This is a genomic window from Cribrihabitans marinus (assembly GCF_900109035.1).
Classification (GTDB): domain Bacteria; phylum Pseudomonadota; class Alphaproteobacteria; order Rhodobacterales; family Rhodobacteraceae; genus Cribrihabitans; species Cribrihabitans marinus.
Genome location: NZ_FNYD01000005.1, coordinates 172,568 through 197,586, shown reverse-complemented (window position 1 = coordinate 197,586; position 25,019 = coordinate 172,568). Strand labels below are relative to the sequence as shown.

Sequence of the window (25,019 nt, the reverse complement as noted above, 5' to 3'; positions counted from 1 at the left end):
CCCGAGTTTAGGGCCTTTGACTGCCAAGGCCAGCGCCCGCGCCTCAGGCCTGGATCGTCGTGCCGTTGTTCTCGTGCCGGCGGCTGCCCGCGTCGAACAGGGCGGCCATTAGGTCGAAGACCGGGCCGCGCACCTCGGGCGGCTCCATCAGCACCTCATGCTCGCCATCGGGGATCTCGACAAGGTCGCCGCCGGGCCAGGCCGCCATGCGCGCCCTGATCGCCTCGCGGTCGACGATCTGCTCGTGGCTGCCCATCACGGTCAGGCAGGGCAGGTCGGGCGCCGTCTGCGCCATCAGCCAGCGGCATTCGTCCAGCGCCTCGCGCAGCCAGGTGGTCGACGGCGCCCCGAGCGCCAGGTCGGGCTGCGCGGCCAGCTGGTCCTTCATCATCTGGAACATCTCGGGATCGCGGGTCAGCACGTTGTTCTCGAAGGGCTGCGAGGCGACATAGCTCAGCAGCGAGGTGGTCGGCGGGATCCGGTTGCCCAGCCCGATGCGCGAGCCCCAATAGGCCGTGACCCAGCTGAGCGGTTTCATGACGGTGTTGAAATAGATGCCCCACATCGGCCCGGTGAAGGCACAGGCGGCCACCGGCATCCCCTGCAGGATCGCCCGCAGACCGATGGCGCCGCCCATGGAATGGCCGATCACGAACCACGGGCGCGGCAGGTCCAGCTCGACCGCCGCGGCTGTCACGGCGGCCACGTCATGCTGATAGTCGGTGAACTTCTCGACATGGCCCACGCGCTTGTCCGGCAACAACCGGTCGGCCAGGCCCTGGCCGCGCCAGTCCACCGCCGCGAAGGCAAAGCCGCGGGCGGTGAATTCCCGCGCGCAGTCGCCGTATTTCTCGACATATTCGGTGCGGCCCGGGAACATCAGCACGGTGCCCGTGGCCGGCCCGGCGGGACGCCAATGGCCCAGCCGGATGCGCACGCCGTCCTCGGTGGTCAGCCAATGCGCCCGGCCCCCGGCCGGAACACCGGGCAGATCCTCGAAGAACGGCGCCGCGGCAAGCGTCATCAGGCCAGGACCGCCGCCAGTTTCATAGCGACGCCCATGTCGCCATCCACCGACAGCTTGCCGGACATGAAGGCGCTGGTCGGGTTCATCTCGCCGTTCAGGATCTGCTCGAAGGTCTCGGCGTCGGCACTCAGGGTGACGTCGGTATCCTCGTCGCCGACACGGGCGCCATCGGAATCCAGAATGATCGAACCGTGATCGGTGATCGCGAATTTCGCGGTGGAATCGAAATCGGATGCCGAGACCTTGTCGTTCAGCTCTGCCGCGGCCTTTTCCAGAATGTCGCTCATGTGGTCCTGTCCTCTCAGATGAAACGGCGGCGTGATTGGACAACCTCGCGCGCCACGCTAAACTGGACATTGTTATGCGCATTGCAATCCCCAATCTCAAAGGTATCGTCGCGGCAATCGCGTTGGCGCTTGCGTTTTCGGCGCCCGCGGTCGCGCAACAGGCGGATCTGACCGACGAATCGGACCTGCTGGCGCGCCTGGCACAGGCCGACCCGGCCGAAGCGAAACAGATCGACCGCCAGTTGCAGGCCCTGTGGTCGAAATCGGGCTCGGCTGCCGCCGACCTCTTGCTCAAGCGCGGGCGCGAGGCGCTCGAGGACGACAACACCCGCGCGGCCATCGAACACCTGACCGCGCTCACCGATCACGCGCCCGGCTTCTCCGAAGGCTGGCACGCCCGGGCATCCGCGTTCTTCGCCGCCGGACTCTATGGCCCGGCGATTGCCGACCTGGAACGGGCGCTGGCCCTGAACCCGCATAATTACGATGCGATCTTCGGGCTGGGGCTGATCTTCGAGTCGGTGGACCGGCCCGAGCAGGCCTATCGCGCCTATTCCCGGGCGCTGGCTATACATCCCCACCACGAGGAAGTAACCAAGGCGATGAATCGGCTGGAATCCGGCGTCGCGGGTCAGTCACTCTGAGGTCCGGGGAAACCGGGCAGGGGGCAAATGTGAGCGGGTCGAACAGGGTCGTGGCCGTTCTGGGCCCGACCAATACGGGCAAGACGCATTACGCGATCGAACGGATGCTGGGGCATCGCACCGGGGTCATCGGGCTGCCGCTGCGCCTGCTCGCGCGCGAGGTCTATGACCGGATCGTCGCGGTGCGCGGCCCGTCCGTGGTGGCACTGGTCACCGGCGAAGAGCGAATCGTGCCGCCGCGCACGCAATACTGGGTCTGCACGGTCGAGGCGATGCCAGATGGGATGGCGGCCGATTTCCTGGCGGTGGACGAGATCCAGCTCTGCGCCGATCCCGAGCGCGGGCATGTCTTCACCGACCGCCTGCTGCGCGCCCGTGGCCTGCACGAGACGCTGTTTCTGGGCTCCTCGACCATGCGCGGGCCGATTTCCCAGCTGGTGCCCGAGGCGTCCTTCGTGCAACGCGACCGGATGAGCCAACTTCTGTATTCCGGCTCGAAAAAGATAAGTCGAATGCCGTCACGGAGCGCGATCGTCGGGTTCTCGGTTGAAAATGTATATGCCATTGCCGAACTGATCCGACGCCAGAAGGGTGGCGCGGCGGTGGTCATGGGCGCGCTCAGTCCGCGCACGCGCAACGCGCAGGTGGCGCTTTATCAAAACGGAGAGGTCGACCACCTGGTGGCCACCGATGCCATTGGCATGGGCCTGAATCTCGACATCGACCACGTGGCCTTCTCGGCGCTGAGCAAGTTCGACGGCCGCAGGATGCGACCGCTTGCGCCCAACGAGTTGGCCCAGATCGCCGGCCGGGCGGGGCGCGGCATGTCCGATGGCACTTTCGGTGTCACCGGTGACGCGCGGCCGCTGGACGAGGGGACCGCGCAGGCGATCATGGACAGCCGCTTCACCCCGCTCAGAAAGCTGAACTGGCGCAACCCGGACCTGCGCTTCGGCTCGATCGATGCGCTGATCGCGGCGCTGGAGGAGGGGCCGGAGGGCGAGACCCTTGTGAAGGCCCGCCCGGCCGACGATCTGAATGCGCTCAAGTCGCTGGCGGACCTGGCCGAGATCCGCGCCCGCGCCAGCGACGGCCCCTCGGTGCGCCTGTTGTGGGATGTCTGCCGGATCCCGGATTTCCGCGGCATCAGCCACGCGGAACATTCCGGCCTTCTGGACGTTATTTTCCAGCACCTGCATGAACGAGGCGAGATCCCCGATGACTTCATGGCCCGCCAGATCCGCCGCATCGACCGGACCGATGGTGACATCGACACGTTGTCGCGGCGATTGGCGTTTATCCGCACATGGACCTATGTCGCGCAGCGAAACGGCTGGGTGGGCGATGAATCCCATTGGCGCGGCGAAACCCGCGCGGTAGAAGACAGGGTGTCCGACGCGCTGCATGAGCGTCTGACCCAGAGATTTGTGGACCGGCGCACCTCCGTGCTGTTGCGCCGGCTCAAGCAGAAGGAGGCCCTCTTGGCCGAAGTGAACGACAAGGGTGACGTGACCGTCGAGGGCGAATTCGTCGGACGGCTCGAAGGGTTCCGGTTCATCCCGGACAAGTCCGCGCAGGGGGCCGAGGCCAAGGCGCTGAAATCGGCCTCGGTGCAGGCGCTGGCGCCGCAGTTCCACCTGCGCGCCGACCGGTTCTACAACGCGCCCGATACCGAGATCGACTATACCGATCAGGGCGGGCTGATGTGGGGCGACCAGGCCGTCGGCAAGCTTGTGGCGGGGGCCGAGCCGCTCAAGCCGCAGGTCGAGGTCTTTGTCGACGACGCCGCCGGACCCGAGGTGACGCAGAAGGTGCAGCGCCGGCTGCAGCATTTCATCGACCGCAAGATCGCCGCGCTGTTCGAGCCGCTGCTGGCCATGCAGAAGGACGAGACGCTTTCGGGCCTGGCCCGCGGCTTTGCCTTCCGCATGGTCGAGGCGATGGGCATCCTGCCCCGCGCGCAGGTCGCGCAGGAGGTCAAGGATCTGGACCAGGACGCCCGCGGCGCGCTGCGCAAGCATGGCATCCGCTTTGGCCAGTTCACCATCTTCATGCCGCTCCTGCTCAAGCCCGCGCCGACGCGGCTGCGCCTGCTGCTCTGGGCGCTGTCGCAGGATCTGGGCGAGTTTCCCGAAGCGCCGCCGCCGGGTCTCGTGACGGTGCCCACGGGCAAGGATGCGCCGCAGGGCCACGACACCATGTGCGGCTATCGCGCGGCGGGCGAACGGATGATCCGCATCGACATGCTGGAGCGCCTGGCCGACATGCTGCGCGCCGAGGACAGCCGCGCCGGCTTCGAGGCCAAGCCCGACATGCTGTCGATCACCGGGATGACGCTGGAGCAGTTCGCCGACCTGATGCAGGGGCTGGGCTACAAGGCCGAGCGGGGCGAGCGCGAGAAGGTGCGGCCGGCCGACGCCGCCATCGCCACCGAGGCCAAGCCCGAAGGCGAGACCGCCGAAAGCGATGCGCCGGTCATGGACGCCGCGGCCGAGGCCGAGGCTGCGCCCGCCGCCGCGGTCGAGGACCAGCCGGCCGAGGAGACCCCCGCCGACGTGCCGGGCAACACCGAGCAGATCCCCGATGACGGCATCGCCCCCATCGCCGAGGAACCGAACGATCCGCCCAAGGCCGAGCCGGTGCCGGAAACCGCGCCGGACGAAACCCCGGTCGGGGTTGCCGCCGATGCCGGCGCCGAGGCCCCCGAGGTCGAGGTCTTCTATACCTTCACCTGGGGCCGGGCACGCCCGGGCGGACAGCGCGGCCCGAGGCGCGACCGGAAACCGGACGGCGCGAGCGGCAAACCGCGCGGCAAGGGACCGGGCAAACCCAAGGGCAAGGGGCCGGCGCGCGAGCAGGGGGCCAAGACCTTCTCCTCCCGTCCGCCAAAGCGCGAGAAGCAGATCGACCCCGACAACCCGTTTGCCGCCGCTCTCATGGGGCTGAAGGACGGCAAATAGGGCGATGGCGGACCCCGCCGACCGGATCCGGCTGGACAAGTGGCTGTGGCATGCGCGGTTCTTCAAGACCCGCAGCCTTGCCGCCAAGCTGGTGGGCGGCGGGCATGTTCGGCTGAACGGTGCGCGGGTGACCAAGCCCGCGCAACCGGTCGGGCCGGGGGACGTTCTGACCTTTGCCCAGGGCCGCGATGTGCGGGTGGTCCGGGTCGAGGCGCCGGGCACACGGCGCGGACCGGCCCCCGAGGCGCAGACGCTTTATGCCGATCTGACCCCCGAACGGCCGGTTGCGCGGGACGAACCTGCCGCCAATCCCGGCTTTGAGGGAAAAGGTCGCCCGACCAAGCGCGACCGCAGGAAGCTTGACCTTTCCCGCCGGCCCAAGCCCTGATCCCGGCTTGAAGTGGCGGGCCTGCTGGATTAGCTAGACCCTCAAACAGCCAAGCGGGATCCGGCCATGACCTATATCGTCACCGACAATTGCATCGCCTGCAAATACACCGATTGCGTCGAGGTCTGTCCGGTCGATTGCTTCTACGAAGGCGAGAACATGCTGGTCATCCACCCCGACGAGTGCATCGACTGCGGCGTGTGCGAGCCCGAATGCCCCGCCGACGCGATCCGGCCCGACACCGAGCCGGACATGGAGAAATGGGTCGAGTTCAACCGCAAGTATTCCGAGGACTGGCCGGTCATCGTGACCAAGAAGGATCCGCTGCCCGAGGCCGAAGAGCGTGACGGCGAAGAAGGCAAGCTGGACAAGTATTTCTCGGAAGCGCCCGGGGAGGGCGGTTGACGGCAACAGGGTAAGCGATTCGGCCCTATTTCCCTCGGGGCCGGGTCCACTTAATCGCGGAAACGGCTGGAATCGCAGGGGTTTTCCGGCCCCGTCATGCGTCGTGCTTCCGGTCGGACCGTTTTTGTGTTATGATCAAAAACAGATGATGACAAACACCGGAAAAAATCCTGACGTATCTCACGCGTCGGTCTCATAAACTCGCCTCAAGACAGCAACCTGACGGGGTCACATGACGCCGGCACGGGTCGTTTGTCGCCACTTGCGGTGTCCAGTGAAGGAAAGACCTGTATGACCAAGTCGAAAAAGCTCGAGTTCCGCCCCAACGATTACGTGGTCTATCCCGCCCATGGCGTGGGTCAGATCATCTCGATCGAGGAACAGGAAGTTGCGGGACACAAGCTTGAGCTGTTCGTGATCTCGTTCGAGAAGGACAAGATGACCTTGCGGGTGCCCACCCACAAGGCGACCGAGTCGGGCCTGCGCTCGCTCAGCTCGCCGGACGTGATCGGCCAGGCGATGAAGACGCTCAAGGGCAAGGCCAAGGTCAAGCGGGCCATGTGGTCGCGCCGGGCCCAGGAATACGAGCAGAAGATCAACTCGGGCGACCTGATCTCGATCGCCGAGGTGGTCCGCGACCTGCATCGCACCGACGACCAGCGCGAGCAGAGCTATTCCGAGCGCCAGCTCTACGAGGCCGCGCTGGAGCGGCTGACCCGCGAAGTGGCCGCCGTGTCCGGCAATGACGAACTGGCCGCCGCCAAGCAGGTGGACGAGGTGCTGACCTCGCGCGTTGCCGCCTGATCCGGCACTGCACCAAGGATTGATTGGGTCGCCCGGTTTCGGGCGGCCTTTTTTGTTGCGTTGGTAGGTGCCTACAGCATGGCACTGGCAGTCAGCAGGAACGCCGTCTCGGCGACCTGCTGCGCCGCGCCCAGGATATCGCCGGTCTGCCCGCCGATCCGCGCCCGCGCCAGCGCCGCGACGCAAAGCGCTGCAAGGGCCGCCAGCAGGGCCGGCGCGGCGAACCCCGCGCCCCCGAGCAGGAAACCCAGCACCACGCCCAGCAGCAGGCCGCCGGCAACGGGCGCCAGGCCCGGCCGCCCGACCGACTGGCTGAGCCCCGCGCCGCGCGCATTGGGCAACGCGCCCATCAGCACCGGCATCAGCGCCCGCGACCACAGAGCGGCCGCCGGCAGGGCCCAGAGGCCGGCACTGGCCAGAAGCGCAGTCAGCGCGGTCCAGCGCAGCAAGGCCGAGAGCACCAGAGCCAATACACCGTAGGTGCCGATGCGGCTGTCGCGCATGATCTCCAGCCGCCGCCCGGGATCGTTGCCGCCCCACAGCCCGTCCGCGCTGTCGGCCAGCCCGTCCTCGTGCATCGCGCCGGTCAGCAGGATCCCGGCGGCCAGGACGATTCCGGCCGCAGGTCCGGCGGACAGGCCCAGTGCCAGCCCGGCCCAGCCGAAAAGAACGGCCAGCCCGCCCACCACTGCCCCGGCCAACGGATAAGCCCAGACCGCGCGCGCCTGACGCGAGAACACCGCCTCCGGCAGATGCGGCAGGGGCAGCCGGGTCAGCAGCACCAGCGCCAGCGGAACGTCCCAGGCCGAGACCGGGCTCTTGTCGTTTTTCTTCATGTCAGCGCCTCTTGCGGGGCTTGTGAGCCCGGGCGCAATGGTTAAACACCTTACAAACCGCTGATGCAACGAGGCTATTCATGCTCCCCGACCTGACCGATCTCGACCGGTTCCGCGCGGCCCTTTCCGCCGCCCCGGCCTCCGATGCCGTTGCCAGGGACGCGGCGGCCGATCGCAACGGCCAGCTGACCAAGCCGCCGGGCGCGCTGGGCAGGCTCGAGGATCTTGCGATCTGGTATGCCGGCTGGCGCGGCGATGCGCGGCCGGACATCAAGGCCCCGCAGGTCATCGTCTTTGCCGGCAACCACGGGGTCGCGGCCCAGGGCGTCTCGGCCTTTCCGCCCGAGGTGACCGCGCAGATGGTGCAGAACTTTCAGTCCGGCGGCGCCGCGATCAACCAGCTCGCGCACGCGGCCGGGGCGCGGATGGATGTGCATGCGCTGGATCTGGAACGGCCGACGGCGGATTTCACCCAAGGCCCGGCCATGGACAAGGCCGAACTGCTCGAGGCGCTGCGGACGGGATGGCAGGCGGTCGATCCCGGCGCCGACCTGCTGGTGGTGGGCGAGATGGGCATCGGCAACACCACCCCTGCCGCGGCATTGTCCTGTGCGCTTTACGGGGGCGAACCGGCCGACTGGACCGGGCGCGGCACGGGCGTCGACGATGCGGGCCTTGCCAACAAGACCCGCGTGGTGGCCGAGGGCGTGGCCCGGCACGGGCAGGGCGGCGACGGTCTGGACCTGCTGCGCTGCCTGGGCGGCCGCGAGATCGCCGCCATGGCCGGCGCCATCGCGGCGGCGCGCGTCCTGCGCATCCCGGTGATCCTGGACGGGTTCATCTGTTGCGCCGCCGCCGCTTGTCTGACGCGCGTCGCACCCGGTGCGCTGGACCACGCTGTCGCCGGACACCAGAGCGACGAGGCCGCGCATGGCGTGCTGCTGGGGCATCTGGGCAAGCCGCCACTTCTGTCGCTGGGCCTGCGGCTGGGCGAGGGTTCGGGCGCGGCGCTGGCGATCCAGATCCTCAAGGCCGCCCTCGCCTGTCATTCCGGCATGGCGACCTTTGCCGAGGCCGGGGTGTCCGACTCCTGACCCGCTCAGGCGGACTTCTTGTCGTGCTCCTCGGCCAGCTGCATCAGCGCGGTCTCGAGATCCTTGGCCAGTTCGCGCGACCGGGCGATGTATTCGGGGTTCTCGCTGGGCGGTACGCCGGGTTGCCACAGCTGCGCCAATTCGCGCAGCGATTGCCGGTCATGGGTGTAGAAGGTGCGTTCTGCCCCGGCGGCCTCGTATTCCGATAGCCCTGCATTCTCAAGTACATAGCGCCCGGCCCTGAGCGAGCTGTCGAACAGCTCGCGCACGATGTCGTCGGCGCCGGCCTGGTACAGCTCATAGACATGGTTGCGGTCGAAGGCGCGGGCGACGATGTGCAGGTCGGGCCGCTGGCGCCGGGCATAGGCCACCAGCTTGGTCACCTGCGCCGGCTGGTCCATCGCCGCCACCAGGATCCGCGCCTTGTCCAGCCCGGCCGCGCGCAGCAGTTCCGGCCGCGTCGGGTCGCCCAGGAACCCCTGGTAGCCGAACCGCCGCATCAGCTGAATGGTTTCCATGTTGTGATCCAGCACGATGGTCTTGAAGCCGCTGGCCCGCACCAGACGGTTGACGATCTGCCCGAAGCGGCCGATCCCGGCGATGATGATCGGCGCCTGGTCGTCGATCTTGTCGGGCTTCATCTCGGTCTTGCGGTCGCGCATGTTGCGCTCGAGCACGTCGTAGAGGATGAACAGCAGCGGCGTGATCAGCATGGTCAGCGCGATGATCATCAGCAGTTTCTGCGACACGTCCGTCGGGATCACGTTCTGCTTGGTCGAAAAGGCCAGCAGGACAAAGCCGAATTCCCCGGCCTGGGCCAGGCCCAGCGTGAACAGCCAGTTGTCGCGCCGGCGCAGGCCGAAGGCGCGGCCGACCAGGTAGAGCACGATCCCCTTTGCGAGGATCACAAGCAGCGCCAGCCCGATCAGGTCCAGCGGGTCACGGAAGAACAGCTTGAAGTTGATGCCAGCGCCCACGGTGATGAAGAAGAGGCCGAGGAACAGGCCCTTGAACGGCTCGAGGTCGCTTTCCAGCTCGTGCCGGAATTCCGAGTTGGCCAGAACCACACCGGCCAGGAAGGCCCCCAGTGCCGGCGACAGGCCCACCAGCGTCATCAGAAGCGAGATGCCCACGACGATCACCAGCGCCAGCGCGGTATACATCTCGCGCAGCCTTGTGGCGTGAATGAAGCGGAACACCGGGCGGGTCAGGTAGACGCCCGCCAGGATGATGAAGCCCACTGCCGCGATCGTGACCAGGGTGACGCCCCAGCCCGGCAGGCCCTGCACCAGCGATGCCGAGACGGGATGGTCGCCCGCCTCGGCGGCCTGTCCGGCCGCCGACTCGATCGGCCGGCGGATCGATCCATCGCCCAGGAACTGCGCCACCGGTCCGGCGGCCAGCAATGGCAGGAACGCCAGAATCGGGATCACCGCGATATCCTGGGTCAGCAGCACCGAGAACGTGGCCCGCCCGCCATTGGTCTGCATCAGCCCCTTTTCGCTCAGCGTCTGCAGGACAATGGCGGTCGAGCTGAGCGACAGGGTCAGGCCGATGGCCAGCGCCACCGTCCAGGTCTGGCCCGCGGCCATCGCCGTCGCCATCAGCAGGAGCGTCGAGATCGAGATCTGCAGCCCGCCCAGCCCGATCAGCCGGTCGCGCATGTTCCACAGCGCCCGCGGTTCCAGTTCCAGGCCGATCAGGAACAGCATCATCACCACGCCAAACTCGGCCACGTGCTGCAGATCCTCGGTTTCGGCGCCGACAAGACCCAGCACCGGGCCGATGATGATGCCCGCCGCCAGGTAGCCCAGAACCGACCCCAGCCCCAGCCGCGCCGAGATCGGCACCGCGATCACCGCCGCGGCCAGGTAGATCGTGGCCTGATAGAGGAAATTTTCCATTCCGGTCCTTTCGGGCGCTCAGGTGGGCAGGGGCGCGTCGCGCTTGAGCTGGTCCATGACGATCTGGCTGTGCACCCGCGCCACCGCAGGATGCGGCAGGATGACCTCGTGGAGCAACCGGTTCAATGCGGGCAAGTCCTCGCAATACACCCTTAGCAGATAATCCGCCTCTCCGGTCATCGTCCAGGCGCTGGTGATTTCGGCGCGGGTGTGGATCAGCCGGGCGAAGGCAGCCGATTGCTCTGGCCCGTGCGTGCCCAGCTGGACCTGTACGAATCCCTGCACCTGCAGCCCCAGCCGCGCCGCGTCCAGCCGGGCGGAATACCCGGTGATGATGCCCTCGGCCTCCAGCCGCTGCCGCCGGCGCCCGGCCTGGCTGGCCGAGAGGTTAAGCAACTCGCCCAGCTGATGCGCGGTCAGGTGGGCGTCTTTTTGCAGTGCGGCCAGCAACCGCGTGTCCATTGCATCCAGCATATGCGTGTTTCCTTCGTCTTGATCAGATTCTACGCGCAAATCCCGCGCATAGCCACCCGAATAGGCAAAAGAACGCGCAGAAGATGTATGAGTGATGCCCTATTTTGCACTCAGCGAACACACACACTCAGATACAGGAGACGCGCCCATGGGACCTTTCCCGCACAATGCGCCGAAATCGGTCATCAGCGACGAGAATCCGGCCGGAACGGACGGTTTCGAATTCGTCGAATTCGCCCATCCCGACCCGCAGGAGCTGCGCGACCTGTTCTCGCGCATGGGCTATGCGCTGGTGGCCCGCCACAAGAGCAAGCCGGGGATCGAGCTGTGGCAGCAGGGCGACATCACCTATGTGCTGAACGCCGAAAAGGGCAGCTTTGCCGAGAAATTCGTGGCCGAGCATGGCCCCTGCGCGCCGGCGATGGGGTGGCGCGTGGTGGACGCGCAACATGCCTTCGATCACGCCGTGAAGAACGGCGCCGAGCCCTATGAGGGCGACGACAAGACGATGGACGTGCCGGCGATCAAGGGCATCGGCGGTTCGCTGATCTATTTCATCGACCAGTATTACGAGACCTCGCCCTACAACGCCGAGTTCGAATGGCTGGAGCAGTCCAAGCCGCGCGGCGTGGGCTTCTACTATCTCGATCACCTGACCCACAACGTCTTTACCGGCAACATGGACAAGTGGTTCGCCTTCTACCGCGACCTGTTCAACTTCCGCGAGATCCGGTTCTTCGACATCGAAGGCAAGTACACCGGGCTTTTCAGCCGCGCGCTGACCTCGCCCTGCGGACGCATCCGCATCCCGATCAACGAGGACCGCGGCGAGACCGGGCAGATCGTGTCCTACCTGAAGAAATACAATGGCGAGGGCATCCAGCACATCGCCGTGGGCACCGACGACATCTACGATTCGGTGGACACGATCGCCGACAAGGGCCTGAAATTCATGCCCGGGCCGAACGACGCCTATTACGAGATGTCCTTTGACCGGGTGCAAGGCCACGACGAGCCGGTGGACCGGATGAAGAAGCATGGCATCCTGATCGACGGCGAAGGCGTCGTGGATGGCGGCGAGACGCGGATCCTGTTGCAGATCTTCTCGAAGACCGTGATCGGCCCGATCTTCTTCGAGTTCATCCAGCGCAAGGGCGACGACGGGTTCGGCGAGGGCAATTTCAAGGCGCTCTTCGAATCGATCGAGCGCGAGCAGATCGAGGCGGGCGAGATCGAGGCCGCCGAGTAACGGACCAGGGAGGCCGGGCCGTACCGCGGCCCGGAACGGACGCAGCCCGGAGGCCCCTCGGTCTCCGGGCTGTTGTCTTGCCGGGGCGCGCCCATGTCGCGCTTGCCCCGGGGCCTTCGATGCAACAAGATGGCCGCCACGCACTCCGCCACCAGGACCCGGGCACCAGAACCCTGATGCAGTTGTTCCAGCTTACCGACACCGCCGGCGCGGTGCTTTCGCTTGTGATCGTGGCCGGCATGTTCGCCATGTTCCTGCGCGAGACGTTCCCCACCGAGGTCGTGGCGATCGCCGGTGTCTCGCTCATGCTGATCAGCGGCATCCTGCCCTACGAGGCCGGGCTGAAGGTGTTGTCCAACCCCGCGCCATGGACCATCGCCGCCATGTTCATCATCATGGGGGCGCTGGTGCGGACCGGCGCGCTCGATGCCTTCACCTCGGTCGCGCAACGCAAGGCGGGGCGCAATCCGCGCACGGCCATCGTGATGCTGATGGCCTTTGTCGTGATCGCCTCGGCCTTCGTGTCGAACACGCCCGTTGTTGTGGTCATGATCCCGGTCTTCGTGCAGATCGCACGCACGCTCGAGGTCGCTCCGTCGCGCCTGCTGATCCCGCTCAGCTATGCGGCGATCATGGGCGGCACACTGACGCTGATCGGCACCTCGACCAACCTTCTGGTCGATGGCGTGGCGCGAACGCACGGGATGCCGGCCTTCAGCATTTTCGAGGTCACGCCGCTGGGCCTGGCGATTGTCGCCTACGGCCTGCTCTACCTGCGCTTCATCGCGCCGCGGCTGCTGCCCGACCGGGACAGCATGGCCTCGATGCTCAGCGACAGGTCCAAGATGAAGTTCTTCACCGAGGCGGTGATCCCGCCCGACAGCAACCTGATCGGACGCGAGGTGACGGGCGTGCAGCTGTTCAAGCGGCCCGGCGTGCGGCTGGTGGACGTGGTGCGGGGCGATGCCTCGCTGCGGCGCAACCTCAAGGGGGTCGAGCTGCAGGTGGGCGACCGGGTCGTGCTGCGTACGCAGATGACGGAACTGCTCAGCCTGCAGAACAACAAGGAACTGCGCCGCGTCGACCAGGTCTCGGCGGTCGAGACCCACACGGTCGAGGTGCTGATCACGCCGGGCTGCCGCATGGTCGGTCGCACTCTGGGCATGCTGCGCCTGCGCCGGCGCTATGGCGTCTACGTTCTGGCGGTGCACCGGCGCAACCAGAACATCGGCCGGCAGCTGGACGAGTTGGTGGTGCGCGTGGGCGACACGCTGCTGCTGGAGGGCGCGCCCGAGGACATCCAGCGGCTGGCGCAGGACATGGACCTGGTGGATGTCTCGCAACCCTCCGACCGCGCCTATCGCCGCAGCCACGCGCCCATCGCGGTCGCCGCGCTGGTGGGAATCGTGGCCTTCGCGGCGCTGGGCCTGGCGCCGATCCTGATGCTCTCGGTGCTGGCGGTGGCGGTGGTGCTGGTGACCCGCTGCATCGACGCGGACGAGGCATTCTCGTTCATCGACGGGCGGCTGCTGGCGCTGATCTTCTCGATGCTGGCCATCGGCGCGGCCCTGGAAAGCTCGGGCGCGGTGCGGCTGATCGTGGAACGCATCGCGCCGCTGCTGACGATGGTTCCGCCCTTCGCCGTGGTCTGGGCCGTCTACCTGCTGACCTCGGTATTGACCGAACTGGTCAGCAACAACGCGGTTGCGGTCGTCGTGACGCCCATCGCCATCGGGCTGGCCGACGCGATGGGCATCGACGCGCGCCCGCTGGTGGTGGCAGTGATGGTGGCAGCCTCGGCCTCGTTTGCGACACCGATCGGATATCAGACCAACATGATGGTCTATGGCCCCGGCGGGTATCGATTCACCGACTTCCTGCGCGTGGGCATCCCGCTGAACCTGACCGTGGGGCTGCTGGCCTCGGCCCTGATCCCGCTGATCTGGCCGCTCTGAGCGGGCCACCGTCGGCACGAAAGGGTCCGCCAAGGTGACGCAACGTCCCGACCCGTTGTAAAGTCACCGGGCCGGAACGATCTTGGCGGAGGCAACAGACAGAGGATCGGGATGTGATGAAAGCGCGGATATCGGCGGCCCTGGCCGCGATTGCAGGCATGATGGGAACCATCGCCATGGCCGGAACGATCGAGGGCACCGCAAGTTACCGCGAACGCATCGCGCTGCCACCCAAGGCGGTTCTCGAGGTGCGGCTGGAGGACATCTCCCGCGCGGATGCCCCGGCCGAGACACTGTCGCTTCGCCGATATGCGCTGACCGGCGTGCCGGCCGCGTTCCAGCTCGATTATGATGACGCGCTGATCGAACCCAAGAACAGCTACGGCCTCAGGGCAAGCATCACGCTGGACGGCAAGCTGCTCTTCGTCACCGACCGGGCCTATCCGGTCCTGACCCGCGATGCTGGCAACAGCGCCGACATGGTGCTGGTCAGCGCCGCGCGTCCCGAACCCGTCGGGCTGGGCGGCACCGGCTGGCGCGTGGGCGAGATCTCGGGCCGTGTGCTGACCGTGGACCAGCCGCCCGAGATCCGGTTCGAGGACGACGGCGCCTTTGGCGCGCGGGGCGGCTGCAACCGGTTCACCGGCCGGGCCGAGATCGGCGACGGAACACTGCGCTTCCCCGAGAACATGGCCGGAACGATGATGGCCTGCCCGCCGCCGACCGACAAGCTCGAGGCCGATTTCGTGGCCGCCCTGTCGCAGGTGCGCGGCTACGTCCTGTCCGGTGACAACCTGGCGCTGACCAACGCGGCGGGTGTCACGATTCTGCGGCTTGCGCGGTTGCCCTGAGCCTCAGGCGATCGCCCGCGACCGGCCGGCATTGCGGCCCGAGAAGATGCAGCCGCCCAGGAACGTGCCCTCCAGCGCGTTGTAGCCGTGATAGCCGCCGCCGCCGAAACCCGCGACCTCGCCCGCGGCGAACAGGCCCGGCACGACCTGGCCTTCCGCGCCGATCATCTGCCCGTCCAGGTTGGTTTGCAGCCCGCCCAGCGTCTTGCGCGTCAGGATATGCAGCTTGACCGCGATCAGCGGGCCGTTCGCCGGATCCAGGAACCGGTGCGGCCGGGCGGTCCTGACCAGCCGGTCGCCGCGATAGTTGCGCGCGGCGTGGATCGCGGTGATCTGCGCATCCTTGCCAAAGGCGTTGTCCACCTGCGCATCGCGCGCCTCGATCTGTGCGCGCAGCCTGTCCTCGTCGATCAGCCCGCCGCCCAGCTGGTTCATGCCGCGCACCAGGTCGCCCAGCGTGGTGGCGACGACGAAATCGTCGCCATGCGCCTTGAACGCCTCCACCGCATCGGTCGCCCGCCCGCCCGACAGGATCCGCTGGCGGATCACCTGCGCCCAGCTGCCCGAGGTGAAATCGGGGTTCTGCTCTGACCCCGACAGCGCGAATTCCTTGCGGATCACCTTCTGGGTCAGCACGAACCAGCTGTAGTCATGCCCGGTGGACAGGATCTCGCGCAGGGTCGACAGCGTGTCGAAGCCGGGCAGGCAGGGCGGCGGCAGGCGGCGCCCGGTGGCGTCGAACCACATCGACGAGGGGCCCGGCAGGATGCGGATGCCGTGATCCGGCCAGATCGGATCCCAGTTCCGCACCCCTTCGGTGTAATGCCACATCCGGTCTCCGTTGATCACATGGCCGCCGGCCTTCTCGGCGATCGGGATCATCCGCCCGTCCACGTGAAAGGGCACGCCCGAGATCATCCGCGCCGGCGGCTCGCCCAGTCGCTCGCGCGGCCAGTTGCGGCGCACCAGCTCCAGGTTGCCGCCGATCCCGCCCGAGGTGATCATCACCGAGGGCGCATAGACCTCGAACTCGCCGATCTCGTCGCGGTTGGTCTGCGCGCCGCGCGGTGCAGCATCGCCCGCCAGCACCTCGCCCGAGACCCCCTTGGTGCGGCCGTTCTGCTGGATGATGTGGCTGACCTGGTGGCGGAACCGCAGATCGATGCGGCCGGCATCGGCATGGCGCTGGACCCGGCCGACAAAGGGTGCCAGCACGCCCGGTCCGGTGCCCCAGCTGATGTGAAAGCGTGGCACAGAGTTGCCGTGCCCCCCGGCATAGGCGCCGCCGCGCTCGGCCCAGCCCACGACCGGGAACCAGCGCAGGCCCATGCCGTGCAGCCAGGGCCGCATCTCGCCGGCGGCAAACTCCACATAGGCCTCGGCCCATTTGCGCGGCCAGTCATCCTCGGGCCGGTCGAACTGTGCGCTGCCCAGCCAGTCGCGCAGCGCCAGGTCCCGGCTGTCGCGGATGCCCATGCGCCGCTGCTCCGGCGTGTCGACCATGAAGAGCCCGCCCAGCGACCAGAAGGCCTGACCGCCCAGAAAACCCTCCGGCTCCTGGTCCAGGACGATGACCCGCTTGCCCCTGTCGGCAAGCTCGGCCGCGGCGGCCAGCCCGGCCAGCCCGGCGCCGACGACGATGACATCCGCGGTGTCTGTGGCCATGCCCGCTGCCTCCTGCCCGTTGCGGCTGGCCCGAGCCTAGCTGCGTCGCCTCACCGCGGCAATGCCGCCATCGGGTCAGCCATAGCGCTCGGCAAAGCGCCGCAGGATGCGCGCCGGCTCGGTGACGTCGGCGGCATGGCACAGGCCGACCAGGCGCGCGGCATCCTCGGGCGGGAAATAGCCGTGATCCTTGTAGATCTCGATGCGCTGTTCGAAATCGGCGGCATCGGCCTCGGGGTGGAACTGGGTGGCATAGACGTTCTGCCCCCAGCGGATCATCTGGAACGGACAGGGCGCCGAGGCCACCAGATGAACGCAGCCGGGCGGCAGGCTCTGCACCGCTTCCTTGTGGCCGACAAAGGCGTCGAAGACCGGCGCCAGCCCCGCGGTCAACGGGTCTTCGTGCCCGGCCTCGGTGAGCGCGCAGGTCGACGGACCGACCGGCTCGGCATAGCGCGACTTGTCGACCACACCGCCCAGATGCGCGGCCAGAACGCCCAGGCCATAACAACAGCCCATGAACGGATGGTCGCGCCCGGTGATCTGCGGCATAAGCCCCATCACCGCCGCCTCGATCCGCGCGTCCATCGGCGACTTCTGGGCGGGATCGTCGCTGACGCAGCCCGGACCGCCCCCGACAATGACGCCCGCATAATCCGAGACATCCAGCCCCGCGGGCAGGTCGTCGCAGTCCAGGCGGACCCGGTGCGTCCGCGTCTGCGGCAGGCCGCACTTGTCCAGGATCGCGGCGAACTCGGCGTCGGACGCATCGGTCTCGGGACGCAGCTGCAGGATCAGAAACCGTTTCATCCGGGTGCTTTAGCCGCGCCCCGCGCGATTGGCAACGGGGCGGCCGGATGGGGGCTCTGTCCCCGCCGCCCGTTCCGGGCGTCTCCCCCGAGGTATTTCCGGCCAGATGAAGCGGGGGATCCAGCATTCCTCTCGCCCCAAATACCTCGGAGCGCGAGGCAGAGCCTCGCTTATGACAAAAGGCTTGCGCCGCAGGCGCGCAATTGGATCACGTCTGCGTTCCTCACAGCGGCCAGAACAGCAGGATGGCGGGGATCGAGACCGCGATGATCAGGATCTCGAGCGGCAGGCCCATGCGCCAGTAGTCACCGAAGTGATAGCCGCCGGGTCCGAGGATCAGCGTGTTGTTCTTGTGCCCGATCGGCGTGAGGAAGGCCGATGAGGCCGCCACCGCCACCGCCATCAGGAACGGATCGGGCGAGACGTCCAGCGACTGCGCCATCTGGATCCCGACCGGCGCCGCGACGATGGTTGTCGCGGTGTTGTTCAGCACGTCCGACAGGGTCATGGTCACCACCATGAGCACGGTCAGGATCGCCCAGGCCGGCAGCCCTCCTGTCAGAGCGATCAGGTTCCCGGCGATCAGCTCGGTGCCGCCCGAGCTTTCCAGCGCCGCGCCGAGCGGGATCATCGAGCCCAGCAGGACCACGACGGGCCATTCGATATGGCTGTAGATGTCGGTGATCGGCAGGATCCGGGTCAGGACATAGCCCACGGCCACCAGCCCCAGCGCCACCGGCAGGTAGAGCAGCCCGACGCTGGCGGCCAGAACCGCGGCGCCGAACAGGCCGATGGCAAGCCACACCTTGTCATCGGCCGTGACGTTCAGGCCGCGCTGGGCCAGGGGCAGGCAGCCCAGCCATTCGGTCACGTCGGGGCCCCGGTCGCGCGGACACAGGAGCAGCAGGATGTCGCCCGGCTGCACCTCGGTCTTGCGCACCTGCTCGGTAATCCGCCGGCCCTGGCGCGAGATGCCCATCAGGATGGAGTTCTGGCGCCAGGCCAGACCCAGCGCCTGGGCGGTGCGCCCGGCGATCCGCGCCGAGTCCGGCACCACCACCTCGATCACCTCCAGACCTTCGCCGGCCGCGGTCAGCTTGTCCTGGCGCTGGGCGTCCGAGAAATCCAGCTTGAGCGCCGAGCGGAACTCGTCGAGCGCCTCGGGCGTGGCCTCGAGCACCAGCGTGTCGCCGGCGCGCAGAAGGGCGTTCGAGGCGCGGCCATAGCGGCGCTTGCCATCGCGGATCAGGCCAAGGATCGCCACGTCGGCCTTGTCGGCCTCGGCGTCCAGCTCGGCCAGGCGCTTGCCGATCTCGTCGGAGCCCTCGGGCACGGTCAGCTCGGCGATATACTGCGCCAGCGCCTCGGCCGCCTCGCGGGTCGTGCCGCGTTCCGGGATCAGCCGCCAGCCGACCAGCGCCACGAAGCCCAGCCCCGCCAGCGCCGCCACCGCACCGACCGGGGCGAAGTCGAACATCCGGTAGGGCTCGCCCAGCGCCTCGCCACGGATCGCGGCGATGATGATGTTGGGCGGCGTGCCGATCAATGTGGCCATGCCGCCCAAGATCGTGGCGAAGCTGAGCGCCATCAGCGACAGGCCGGGCGCGCGGCCGGCCTTGCGGGCGGTCTGCATGTCCACCGGCATCAGCAGCGCCAGCGCGGCCACGTTGTTCATGAAGGCCGACAGCACCGCGCCGACCCCGCCCATCAGCGCGATATGGGCACCGAGCCCGCGCGAGGCGTCGACCAGTGTCCGGGTGATCAGGAACACCGCGCCCGAGCGCACCAGCCCGGCCGAGACCACCAGCACCAGCGCGACGACGACGGTGGCCGGGTGGCCGAAGCCCGAGAACGCCTGGTCCGCCGGCACCACGCCCAGCACCACGCCGGCCAGCAACGCGCCGAAGGCTACCAGGTCATAGCGGAACCGGCCCCAGAGCAGCAGGCCGAAGACCAGGATGAAGAGGCTGAACAGGATGATCTGGTCGGTGTTCATGCCTGCACCATAGGGCACCGCGCGCGGCCCGCAAGCCGGTCCCTTGATCCCGCCCGTGCCGCGCGTCTATATGGGCGCGGAATCTGAACACCATCCACGGGGGCGACATGGCCGGCCATTCCAAATGGGCAAATATCCAGCACCGCAAGGGGCGGCAGGACGCGGCGCGCTCCAAGCTGTTTTCCAAGCTGAGCAAGGAGATCACCGTCGCCGCCAAGATGGGCGACCCGGACCCCGAGAAGAACCCGCGGCTGCGCCTGGCAGTGAAGGAGGCCAAGTCGAACTCGGTCCCCAAGGACGTGATCGAACGGGCGATCAAGAAGTCCCAGGCCGGCGACGGCGACGATTACGAGGAGATCCGCTATGAGGGCTATGGCCCGAACGGCGTGGCGGTGATCGTCGAGGCGATGACCGACAACCGCAACCGCACCGCCTCGAACGTGCGCTCGACCTTTTCCAAGAACGGCGGAAACCTGGGCGAGACCGGCTCGGTCGGCTTCATGTTCGAGCGCAAGGGCGAGGTGGTGTATCCGGCCGAGGCCGGCGATGCCGACAGCGTTTTCGAGGCGGCGACCGAGGCCGGCGCCGAGGATGTCGAGAGCGGCGAGGACGGCCACGTGATCTGGTGCGCCGACACCGATCTGAACGACGTGTCCAACGCGCTGGAGGCCAGCCTGGGCGAGTCGGAATCCACCAAGCTGGTGTGGAAGCCGACGACGACTACCGAGCTGGACCTCGAGAGCATGCAGAAGCTGATGAAGCTGGTGGACGCGCTGGAGGATGACGACGACGTGCAGCGCGTGACCACGAACTTCGAGGCCAGCGACGAGGTCATGGCGCAGCTCTGAGCGGGGCGGGGCGTGACCTTGCGGAGCGCCTGCGGCGCGCTCTTTTTAGACGCGCTGGCGCGCGGTGCGAGGCTCTGCCTCGCGCTCCAAGGTATTTGCGGCGAGAGGAAGCAGGGCGTGTTCGGTACCTGGGTCTCAGGGAATGAGCACGGTGCGGGCGGCCGCCCGGATGGTGCGGGTCAATGGCGCCAGGGCCGGGGCCAGGACCCGGCTGACCTGCCAGGTGAGCGGTATGTCGAGCGGGGCCGCATCCAGCATCCCGACCAGCCGGCCGGCGCGGATCGGATCCCTGGCCAGCGCGTGCGGGTTCATTCCCCAGCCGAGGCCGCGCGCGGCGGCCTCCACGAAGGCGTGGCTGTCGGGCAGGAAATGGCTGGGCGGTGACAGCCTGGTGCCGAAATGTCGAGCGATCCAGGCGCGTTGCAGCCCGTCCTTGAGGTTGAACGTCAGGCAGGGCGCGTGGCGCAGGGCGGGTTCGGTGATGCCGTCCGGGAACCAGCGCCGCAGGAACGCCGGGCTGGCGGTGGCGAGGTAGCGCATCGATCCCAGGGCATGGGCGTCGCAGCCGGCGACTGCCTGGCCGCCGGCGGTGATCGCGGCGCTGACCTCGCCCCGGCGCAGCCAGTCGCCGGAATGGTCCTGGTCGTCGATCACCAGGTCGAACAGCACATCCTCGACCTCGGCCAGGGCCGGCAGGACCCATGTGGCCAGGCTGTCGGCGGTTACCGCGATGCGCAGCCGGGCCGGCCCGGTGGCGGGCGTGAGGGAGAGTTCGCGCGACAGCCCGGCCTCGAGCAGCGCGATATCCTCGGCGTGGCGGGCGACGCGCTGGCCCGCGGGGGTGCCGGTGCAGGGGGTTCCCCGGTGGATCAGCGCGGTTCCGACCCGTTCCTCCAGCGCGCGGATGCGTTGCGAGACCGCCGAGGGCGTGACCGACAGCGCCTCGGCGGCGGCATCGAAGCTGCCCAGCCGCAGGATTGCGGAGAGCGCGGCAAGCTGGTTGGGGTCGAATGACATTAGCAACTCTAATTCAAGGTGAGGATCTTTAACTGGATAAATCCAGGTGCCGGCGCTAGTCAAACCCGAAACCGACCGGAGACCGCGCCATGACCGCTTCCCTCGTGCCGGGCTTTGCCCTCGGCTTCAGCCTGATCCTCGCCATCGGCGCGCAGAATGCCTTTGTCCTGCGGCAGGGGCTGCGGGGTGAACACCTGCTGCCGGTCTGTCTGACCTGCGCCCTGTCGGATGCGGTGCTGATCGCCGCCGGGGTCGCTGGCTTCGGGGCGCTGGCCGCGGCGGTGCCCTGGTTCGAGCCGGCGATGCGCTATGGCGGGGCGGTGTTTCTGGTCTGGTACGGCGCGCGCAGCCTGCTGCAGGCGCGGCGTGGCGGCGCGGCGCTGACTGTGGGCGGCGCGGCGGCGGGACGGCTGGCGCCGACGCTGGCGACGGTGCTGGCCTTCACCTGGCTCAACCCGCATGTCTACCTGGATACGGTCGTGCTGATCGGGTCGATCTCTGCGCAGTATCCCGACCGGCTGGCCTTTGGCGCGGGAGCGGTGCTGGCCAGTTTCGTCTTCTTCTTCGGGCTGGGCTATGGCGCGCGGCTGCTGGCGCCGGTCTTTGCCCGGCCGCGGGCCTGGCAGGTGCTGGATGCGGGGATCGGGCTGGTCATGTGGGCCATCGCGCTGAAACTCCTTCTCATGTGAAGGGTTGCCGCGACGCCTGATAGGGTGTTCAACCGCTCCATGTCCTCGGCAACCCAGACCTCATCGCGCCCGCTGGCCGGCATCCTGTGGATGCTGTTGACCGGCATATGCTTCGTCTGCATGACCGCGCTGGTCAAGTTGCTGGGGCCGAGCATGCACCCGATCCAGGCGGGGTTTCTGCGTTATCTGCTGGGCCTTGTCTTTCTGCTGCCGGCGATCCGGCCGCTTCTGGCCACCCGGCTGACCGGGCGGCAGTGGCGGCTTTTCGGGCTGCGCGGCGTATTGCACGCGGTGGGCGTGATGCTGTGGTTCTTCGCGATGACCCAGATCCCGCTGGCCGAGGTCACGGCGATGAACTACCTCACGCCGGTTTATGTCACGCTGGGCGCGGCGCTGCTGTTGGGCGAGACGCTGGCGGCGCGGCGGATCAGCGCGGTGATCGTGGCGCTGGTGGGTGCGGTGATCATCCTGCGCCCGGGGTTCCGCGAGATCGCGCCGGGGCATCTGGCCATGCTGGGCACGTCGCTGTTGCTGGGGGGATCCTACCTGCTGGCCAAGGTGACGGTGGACGAGGTCAGCCCCGCGGTGGTCCTGGCGCAGCTGTCGCTCTGGGTGACGCTGTTCCTGGCGCCTTTCGCAGCGGCGGTCTGGTCGCCGCCGAGCTGGGCCGAGCTGGGCATTCTGTTCCTGATCGCGACCTTCGCCACAGGTGGGCATTACTTCATGACGCTGGCGCTGCAGGCGGCGCCGGTGGCGGTGACGCAGCCTGTGACCTTCCTGCAGCTGATCTGGTCGGTGGCGCTGGGCGCGGCGGTGTTCGGCGAGGGGGTGGATGTCTGGGTCGTCGCCGGCGGCACGCTGATCCTTGCCGCCGTCAGCTTCATCACCTGGCGCGAGGCGGTGCTGCGCCGGCGCGCGTTGACGCCGCCCAGCGTGGGGCCGAAATTGTAACCGGCCGATCGTAATTGATTGACGGGTCAATATAAAATTCCTAGCGTCGTGGTGACAGTCACGCGACACGAGGACAAGATGCCGAAGGTTGGGATGGAGCCGATCCGACGGGACGCCATCGTGCGCGCGACCATCGCCGAGCTGGGCGCCGCGCGGTCCCTCGATGTGACCGTCAGCCAGATCGCCAAGCGCGCCGGCATGTCCAGCGCGCTGGCGCATCACTATTTCGGCGGCAAGGAGCAGATGTTCCTGGCGGCCATGCGCCGCATCCTGTCGGATTTCGGCGCCGAGGTGCGCGGGGCGCTGTCGCGCGCGGCGCCGGGCGACCGGGCGCGGGCGATCCTGCGGGCGTGTTTCGCGCCGTCCTGTTTCTCGCCGGACGTGATCGCGGCCTGGATGACCTTCTACGTGCTGGCCCAGACCAATGACGACGCGCTGCGGCTGTGGCGGATCTACCAGGCGCGGATCCGGTCGAACCTGACCCATGCGCTGCGCCCGCAAATGGCCGATCCGGCCCGGGCCGCCGAGTTGCTTGTCGCGCTGATCGACGGGCTTTATATCCACGCAGCACTTGGCGCGCCCGAGGCGCCCGAAGTGGCGGTCGAGCGCGCCCAGCGCGTTCTGGACACCCTGATCAAGGCCGAGACATGACCAAACCGAACATCCTGATCCTGATGGTGGATCAGCTGAACGGCACGCTTTTTCCCGATGGTCCCGCTGATTGGCTGCATGCGCCGAACCTCAAGAAACTGGCCGCCCGGTCCACGCGGTTCGCCAATGCCTATACCGCCAGCCCGCTCTGCGCGCCGGGGCGGGCCAGCTTCATGTCCGGGCAATTGCCCTCGCGCACCGGGGTCTATGACAACGCGGCCGAGTTCCGCAGCGACATCCCCACCTATGCCCATCACCTACGCCGGGCGGGCTATTACACCTGCCTCAGCGGCAAGATGCATTTCGTCGGTCCCGACCAGCTGCACGGGTTCGAGGACCGGCTGACCACCGACATCTACCCGGCCGATTTCGGCTGGACGCCGGATTACCGCAAGCCGGGCGAGCGCATCGACTGGTGGTATCACAACATGGGATCGGTGACCGGGGCCGGGGTGGCCGAGATCTCGAACCAGATGGAATATGACGACGAGGTGGCCTTCAACGCCACCGCGAAGCTCTATGACCTGGCGCGCGGCGCGGATGCGCGGCCGTGGTGCCTGACCGTCAGCTTCACCCACCCGCATGACCCCTATGTGGCGCGGCGGAAATACTGGGATCTCTACGAGGATTGCGAACATCTCCTGCCGGAGGTGGGCGATCTGGGCTATGACAATCACGACCCGCACGCCAAGCGCATCTTCGACGCCAATGACTGGCGCAGCTTCGACATCACCGAGGAGGACATCCGCCGGTCGCGCCGGGCCTATTTCGCCAACATCTCGTATCTCGATGACAAGATCGGCGGCATCCTCGACGTGCTGGAGGCCACCCGGCAGGAGGCCATCGTGGTCTTCGTCTCGGATCACGGCGACATGCTGGGCGAGCGCGGGCTGTGGTTCAAGATGAGCTTCTACGAAGGGTCGGCGCGGGTGCCGCTGATGATCAGCGCGCCGGATCTGCCGGCGGGGCGGATCGACACGCCCGTCTCGACCATCGACCTGACACCCACGCTGGGCACGCTGGCGGGCGTGGACATGGCCGAGATCGCGCCGTGGACGGATGGCGAGGACCTGGTGCCGCTGGCGCAGGGGGCAGAGCGGACCGCGCCGGTGATGATTGAATATGCCGCCGAGGCCTCGGACGCGCCGCTGGTGTCGCTGCGCCACGGGCGCTGGAAATACAATCGCTGCCCGCTGGACCCCGACCAGCTGTTCGACCTCGAGGCCGATCCGCACGAACGGACCAACCTGGCCGGCGATCCCGCCCATGCCGAGACCCTGGAAAGCCTGCGGGCGATGTCGCTGGCGCGCTGGGATCTCGACCGGTTCGACGCCGAGGTCCGCGCCAGCCAGGCGCGGCGTTGGGTGGTCTATGAAGCGTTGCGGCAGGGCGGTTACTACCCGTGGGATTTCCAGCCGTTGCGCGATGCCTCCGAGCGCTACATGCGCAATCACATGGACCTCAACGTGCTGGAGGAAAACCAGCGGTTTCCGCGCGGGGAATGACCCGGTTTG

General features: G+C 67.7%; 23 protein-coding genes. 14 read left to right on the top strand and 9 right to left on the bottom strand.

Annotated features, from left to right (window positions below):
- Positions 1-43: 43 nt before the first annotated feature.
- Positions 44-1,024 (bottom strand): alpha/beta hydrolase, encoded by a 981-nt coding sequence (locus tag BMX57_RS10220; protein ID WP_092366103.1) that lies wholly within the window; start codon positions 1,022-1,024, stop codon positions 44-46.
- The gene (locus tag BMX57_RS10215; protein ID WP_092366100.1) at positions 1,024-1,314 is read right to left on the bottom strand and encodes an SCP2 sterol-binding domain-containing protein; all 291 of its coding nucleotides are present in this window, start codon (positions 1,312-1,314) and stop codon (positions 1,024-1,026) included. The genes BMX57_RS10220 and BMX57_RS10215 overlap by 1 nt, the downstream gene beginning before the upstream one ends.
- A 74-nt stretch (positions 1,315-1,388) precedes the next feature.
- Between BMX57_RS10215 and BMX57_RS10210 the strand changes: the two genes are divergently transcribed.
- The 5 genes from BMX57_RS10210 to BMX57_RS10190 all read left to right on the top strand — a co-directional run bounded on the left by BMX57_RS10210 (position 1,389) and on the right by BMX57_RS10190 (position 6,515).
- Positions 1,389-1,958 (top strand): tetratricopeptide repeat protein, encoded by a 570-nt coding sequence (locus BMX57_RS10210; protein WP_177175432.1) that lies wholly within the window; start codon positions 1,389-1,391, stop codon positions 1,956-1,958.
- Positions 1,959-1,987: 29 nt separating this feature from the next.
- Positions 1,988-4,918 carry a helicase-related protein gene (locus tag BMX57_RS10205; protein WP_092366094.1) on the top strand — a complete coding sequence of 977 codons (2,931 nt, stop codon included), beginning with the start codon at positions 1,988-1,990 and terminating at the stop codon, positions 4,916-4,918.
- A 4-nt stretch (positions 4,919-4,922) separates the two neighbouring features.
- Positions 4,923-5,306 carry an RNA-binding S4 domain-containing protein gene (locus BMX57_RS10200; RefSeq protein ID WP_092366091.1) on the top strand — a complete coding sequence of 128 codons (384 nt, stop codon included), beginning with the start codon at positions 4,923-4,925 and terminating at the stop codon, positions 5,304-5,306.
- 66 nt (positions 5,307-5,372) lie between these two features.
- On the top strand, positions 5,373-5,711 hold the full coding sequence (fdxA, locus tag BMX57_RS10195) for a ferredoxin FdxA (protein ID WP_092366088.1): 339 nt from the start codon (positions 5,373-5,375) through the stop codon (positions 5,709-5,711).
- A gap of 291 nt (positions 5,712-6,002) precedes the next feature.
- Positions 6,003-6,515, top strand: coding sequence for a CarD family transcriptional regulator (locus BMX57_RS10190; protein ID WP_092366085.1), 513 nt, complete (start codon positions 6,003-6,005; stop codon positions 6,513-6,515).
- A 71-nt stretch (positions 6,516-6,586) separates the two neighbouring features.
- Here BMX57_RS10190 and cobS read toward each other — a convergent pair whose 3' ends face one another.
- Positions 6,587-7,351 carry an adenosylcobinamide-GDP ribazoletransferase gene (gene cobS, locus BMX57_RS10185; RefSeq protein ID WP_092366082.1) on the bottom strand — a complete coding sequence of 255 codons (765 nt, stop codon included), beginning with the start codon at positions 7,349-7,351 and terminating at the stop codon, positions 6,587-6,589.
- An 80-nt stretch (positions 7,352-7,431) separates the two neighbouring features.
- On the opposite strand from cobS, the gene cobT reads away from it, so the two are divergent.
- The gene (gene cobT, locus BMX57_RS10180; RefSeq protein ID WP_092366079.1) at positions 7,432-8,445 is read left to right on the top strand and encodes a nicotinate-nucleotide--dimethylbenzimidazole phosphoribosyltransferase; all 1,014 of its coding nucleotides are present in this window, start codon (positions 7,432-7,434) and stop codon (positions 8,443-8,445) included.
- A gap of 5 nt (positions 8,446-8,450) precedes the next feature.
- Here cobT and BMX57_RS10175 read toward each other — a convergent pair whose 3' ends face one another.
- Together BMX57_RS10175 and BMX57_RS10170 are read right to left on the bottom strand one after the other, a co-directional pair.
- Entirely contained in the window at positions 8,451-10,349 is a 1,899-nt protein-coding gene (locus BMX57_RS10175) for a monovalent cation:proton antiporter-2 (CPA2) family protein (protein WP_092366076.1), read from the bottom strand.
- A gap of 18 nt (positions 10,350-10,367) precedes the next feature.
- Entirely contained in the window at positions 10,368-10,823 is a 456-nt protein-coding gene (locus tag BMX57_RS10170) for an Lrp/AsnC family transcriptional regulator (protein ID WP_092366073.1), read from the bottom strand.
- Between the two features lie 148 nt (positions 10,824-10,971).
- Between BMX57_RS10170 and hppD the strand changes: the two genes are divergently transcribed.
- The 3 genes from hppD (at position 10,972) to BMX57_RS10155 (ending at position 14,878) form a co-directional block, all read left to right on the top strand.
- Positions 10,972-12,072 (top strand): 4-hydroxyphenylpyruvate dioxygenase, encoded by a 1,101-nt coding sequence (hppD, locus tag BMX57_RS10165; RefSeq protein WP_092366070.1) that lies wholly within the window; start codon positions 10,972-10,974, stop codon positions 12,070-12,072.
- 176 nt (positions 12,073-12,248) lie between these two features.
- Positions 12,249-14,027 carry an SLC13 family permease gene (locus tag BMX57_RS10160; RefSeq protein WP_092366067.1) on the top strand — a complete coding sequence of 593 codons (1,779 nt, stop codon included), beginning with the start codon at positions 12,249-12,251 and terminating at the stop codon, positions 14,025-14,027.
- 116 nt (positions 14,028-14,143) lie between these two features.
- Complete coding sequence (locus BMX57_RS10155; RefSeq protein WP_092366064.1) at positions 14,144-14,878, top strand: YbaY family lipoprotein; 735 nt, start codon at positions 14,144-14,146, stop codon at positions 14,876-14,878.
- Between the two features lie 3 nt (positions 14,879-14,881).
- Here the strand turns inward: BMX57_RS10155 and BMX57_RS10150 are convergent, their stop codons facing one another.
- The 3 genes from BMX57_RS10150 to BMX57_RS10140 all read right to left on the bottom strand — a co-directional run bounded on the left by BMX57_RS10150 (position 14,882) and on the right by BMX57_RS10140 (position 19,349).
- Positions 14,882-16,543, bottom strand: coding sequence for an FAD-binding dehydrogenase (locus BMX57_RS10150; protein WP_092366061.1), 1,662 nt, complete (start codon positions 16,541-16,543; stop codon positions 14,882-14,884).
- A gap of 75 nt (positions 16,544-16,618) precedes the next feature.
- Positions 16,619-17,353 carry a glutamine amidotransferase gene (locus BMX57_RS10145; RefSeq protein ID WP_092366058.1) on the bottom strand — a complete coding sequence of 245 codons (735 nt, stop codon included), beginning with the start codon at positions 17,351-17,353 and terminating at the stop codon, positions 16,619-16,621.
- A gap of 223 nt (positions 17,354-17,576) precedes the next feature.
- On the bottom strand, positions 17,577-19,349 hold the full coding sequence (locus tag BMX57_RS10140; RefSeq protein ID WP_092366055.1) for an SLC13 family permease: 1,773 nt from the start codon (positions 19,347-19,349) through the stop codon (positions 17,577-17,579).
- A gap of 107 nt (positions 19,350-19,456) precedes the next feature.
- Here BMX57_RS10140 and BMX57_RS10135 point away from each other — a divergent pair, with 107 nt between their 5' ends.
- Positions 19,457-20,197 carry a YebC/PmpR family DNA-binding transcriptional regulator gene (locus BMX57_RS10135; RefSeq protein ID WP_092366052.1) on the top strand — a complete coding sequence of 247 codons (741 nt, stop codon included), beginning with the start codon at positions 19,457-19,459 and terminating at the stop codon, positions 20,195-20,197.
- A 135-nt stretch (positions 20,198-20,332) separates the two neighbouring features.
- Here BMX57_RS10135 and BMX57_RS10130 read toward each other — a convergent pair whose 3' ends face one another.
- A complete protein-coding gene (locus BMX57_RS10130; protein ID WP_092366049.1) occupies positions 20,333-21,214 on the bottom strand; it encodes a LysR family transcriptional regulator ArgP in 882 nt (293 codons plus the stop codon).
- 89 nt (positions 21,215-21,303) lie between these two features.
- Here BMX57_RS10130 and BMX57_RS10125 point away from each other — a divergent pair, with 89 nt between their 5' ends.
- From BMX57_RS10125 to betC, 4 genes are all read left to right on the top strand, one after another.
- The gene (locus BMX57_RS10125; RefSeq protein WP_092366046.1) at positions 21,304-21,903 is read left to right on the top strand and encodes a LysE/ArgO family amino acid transporter; all 600 of its coding nucleotides are present in this window, start codon (positions 21,304-21,306) and stop codon (positions 21,901-21,903) included.
- Between the two features lie 39 nt (positions 21,904-21,942).
- Complete coding sequence (locus BMX57_RS10120) at positions 21,943-22,854, top strand: DMT family transporter (protein ID WP_229724226.1); 912 nt, start codon at positions 21,943-21,945, stop codon at positions 22,852-22,854.
- Positions 22,855-22,932: 78 nt separating this feature from the next.
- Positions 22,933-23,505, top strand: a complete 573-nt coding sequence (gene betI, locus BMX57_RS10115) for a choline-binding transcriptional repressor BetI (protein WP_092366043.1) — start codon at positions 22,933-22,935, stop codon at positions 23,503-23,505.
- Positions 23,502-25,010, top strand: coding sequence for a choline-sulfatase (betC, locus tag BMX57_RS10110; protein WP_092366040.1), 1,509 nt, complete (start codon positions 23,502-23,504; stop codon positions 25,008-25,010). Before betI ends, betC begins: the two co-directional genes overlap by 4 nt.
- Positions 25,011-25,019: the final 9 nt, after the last annotated feature.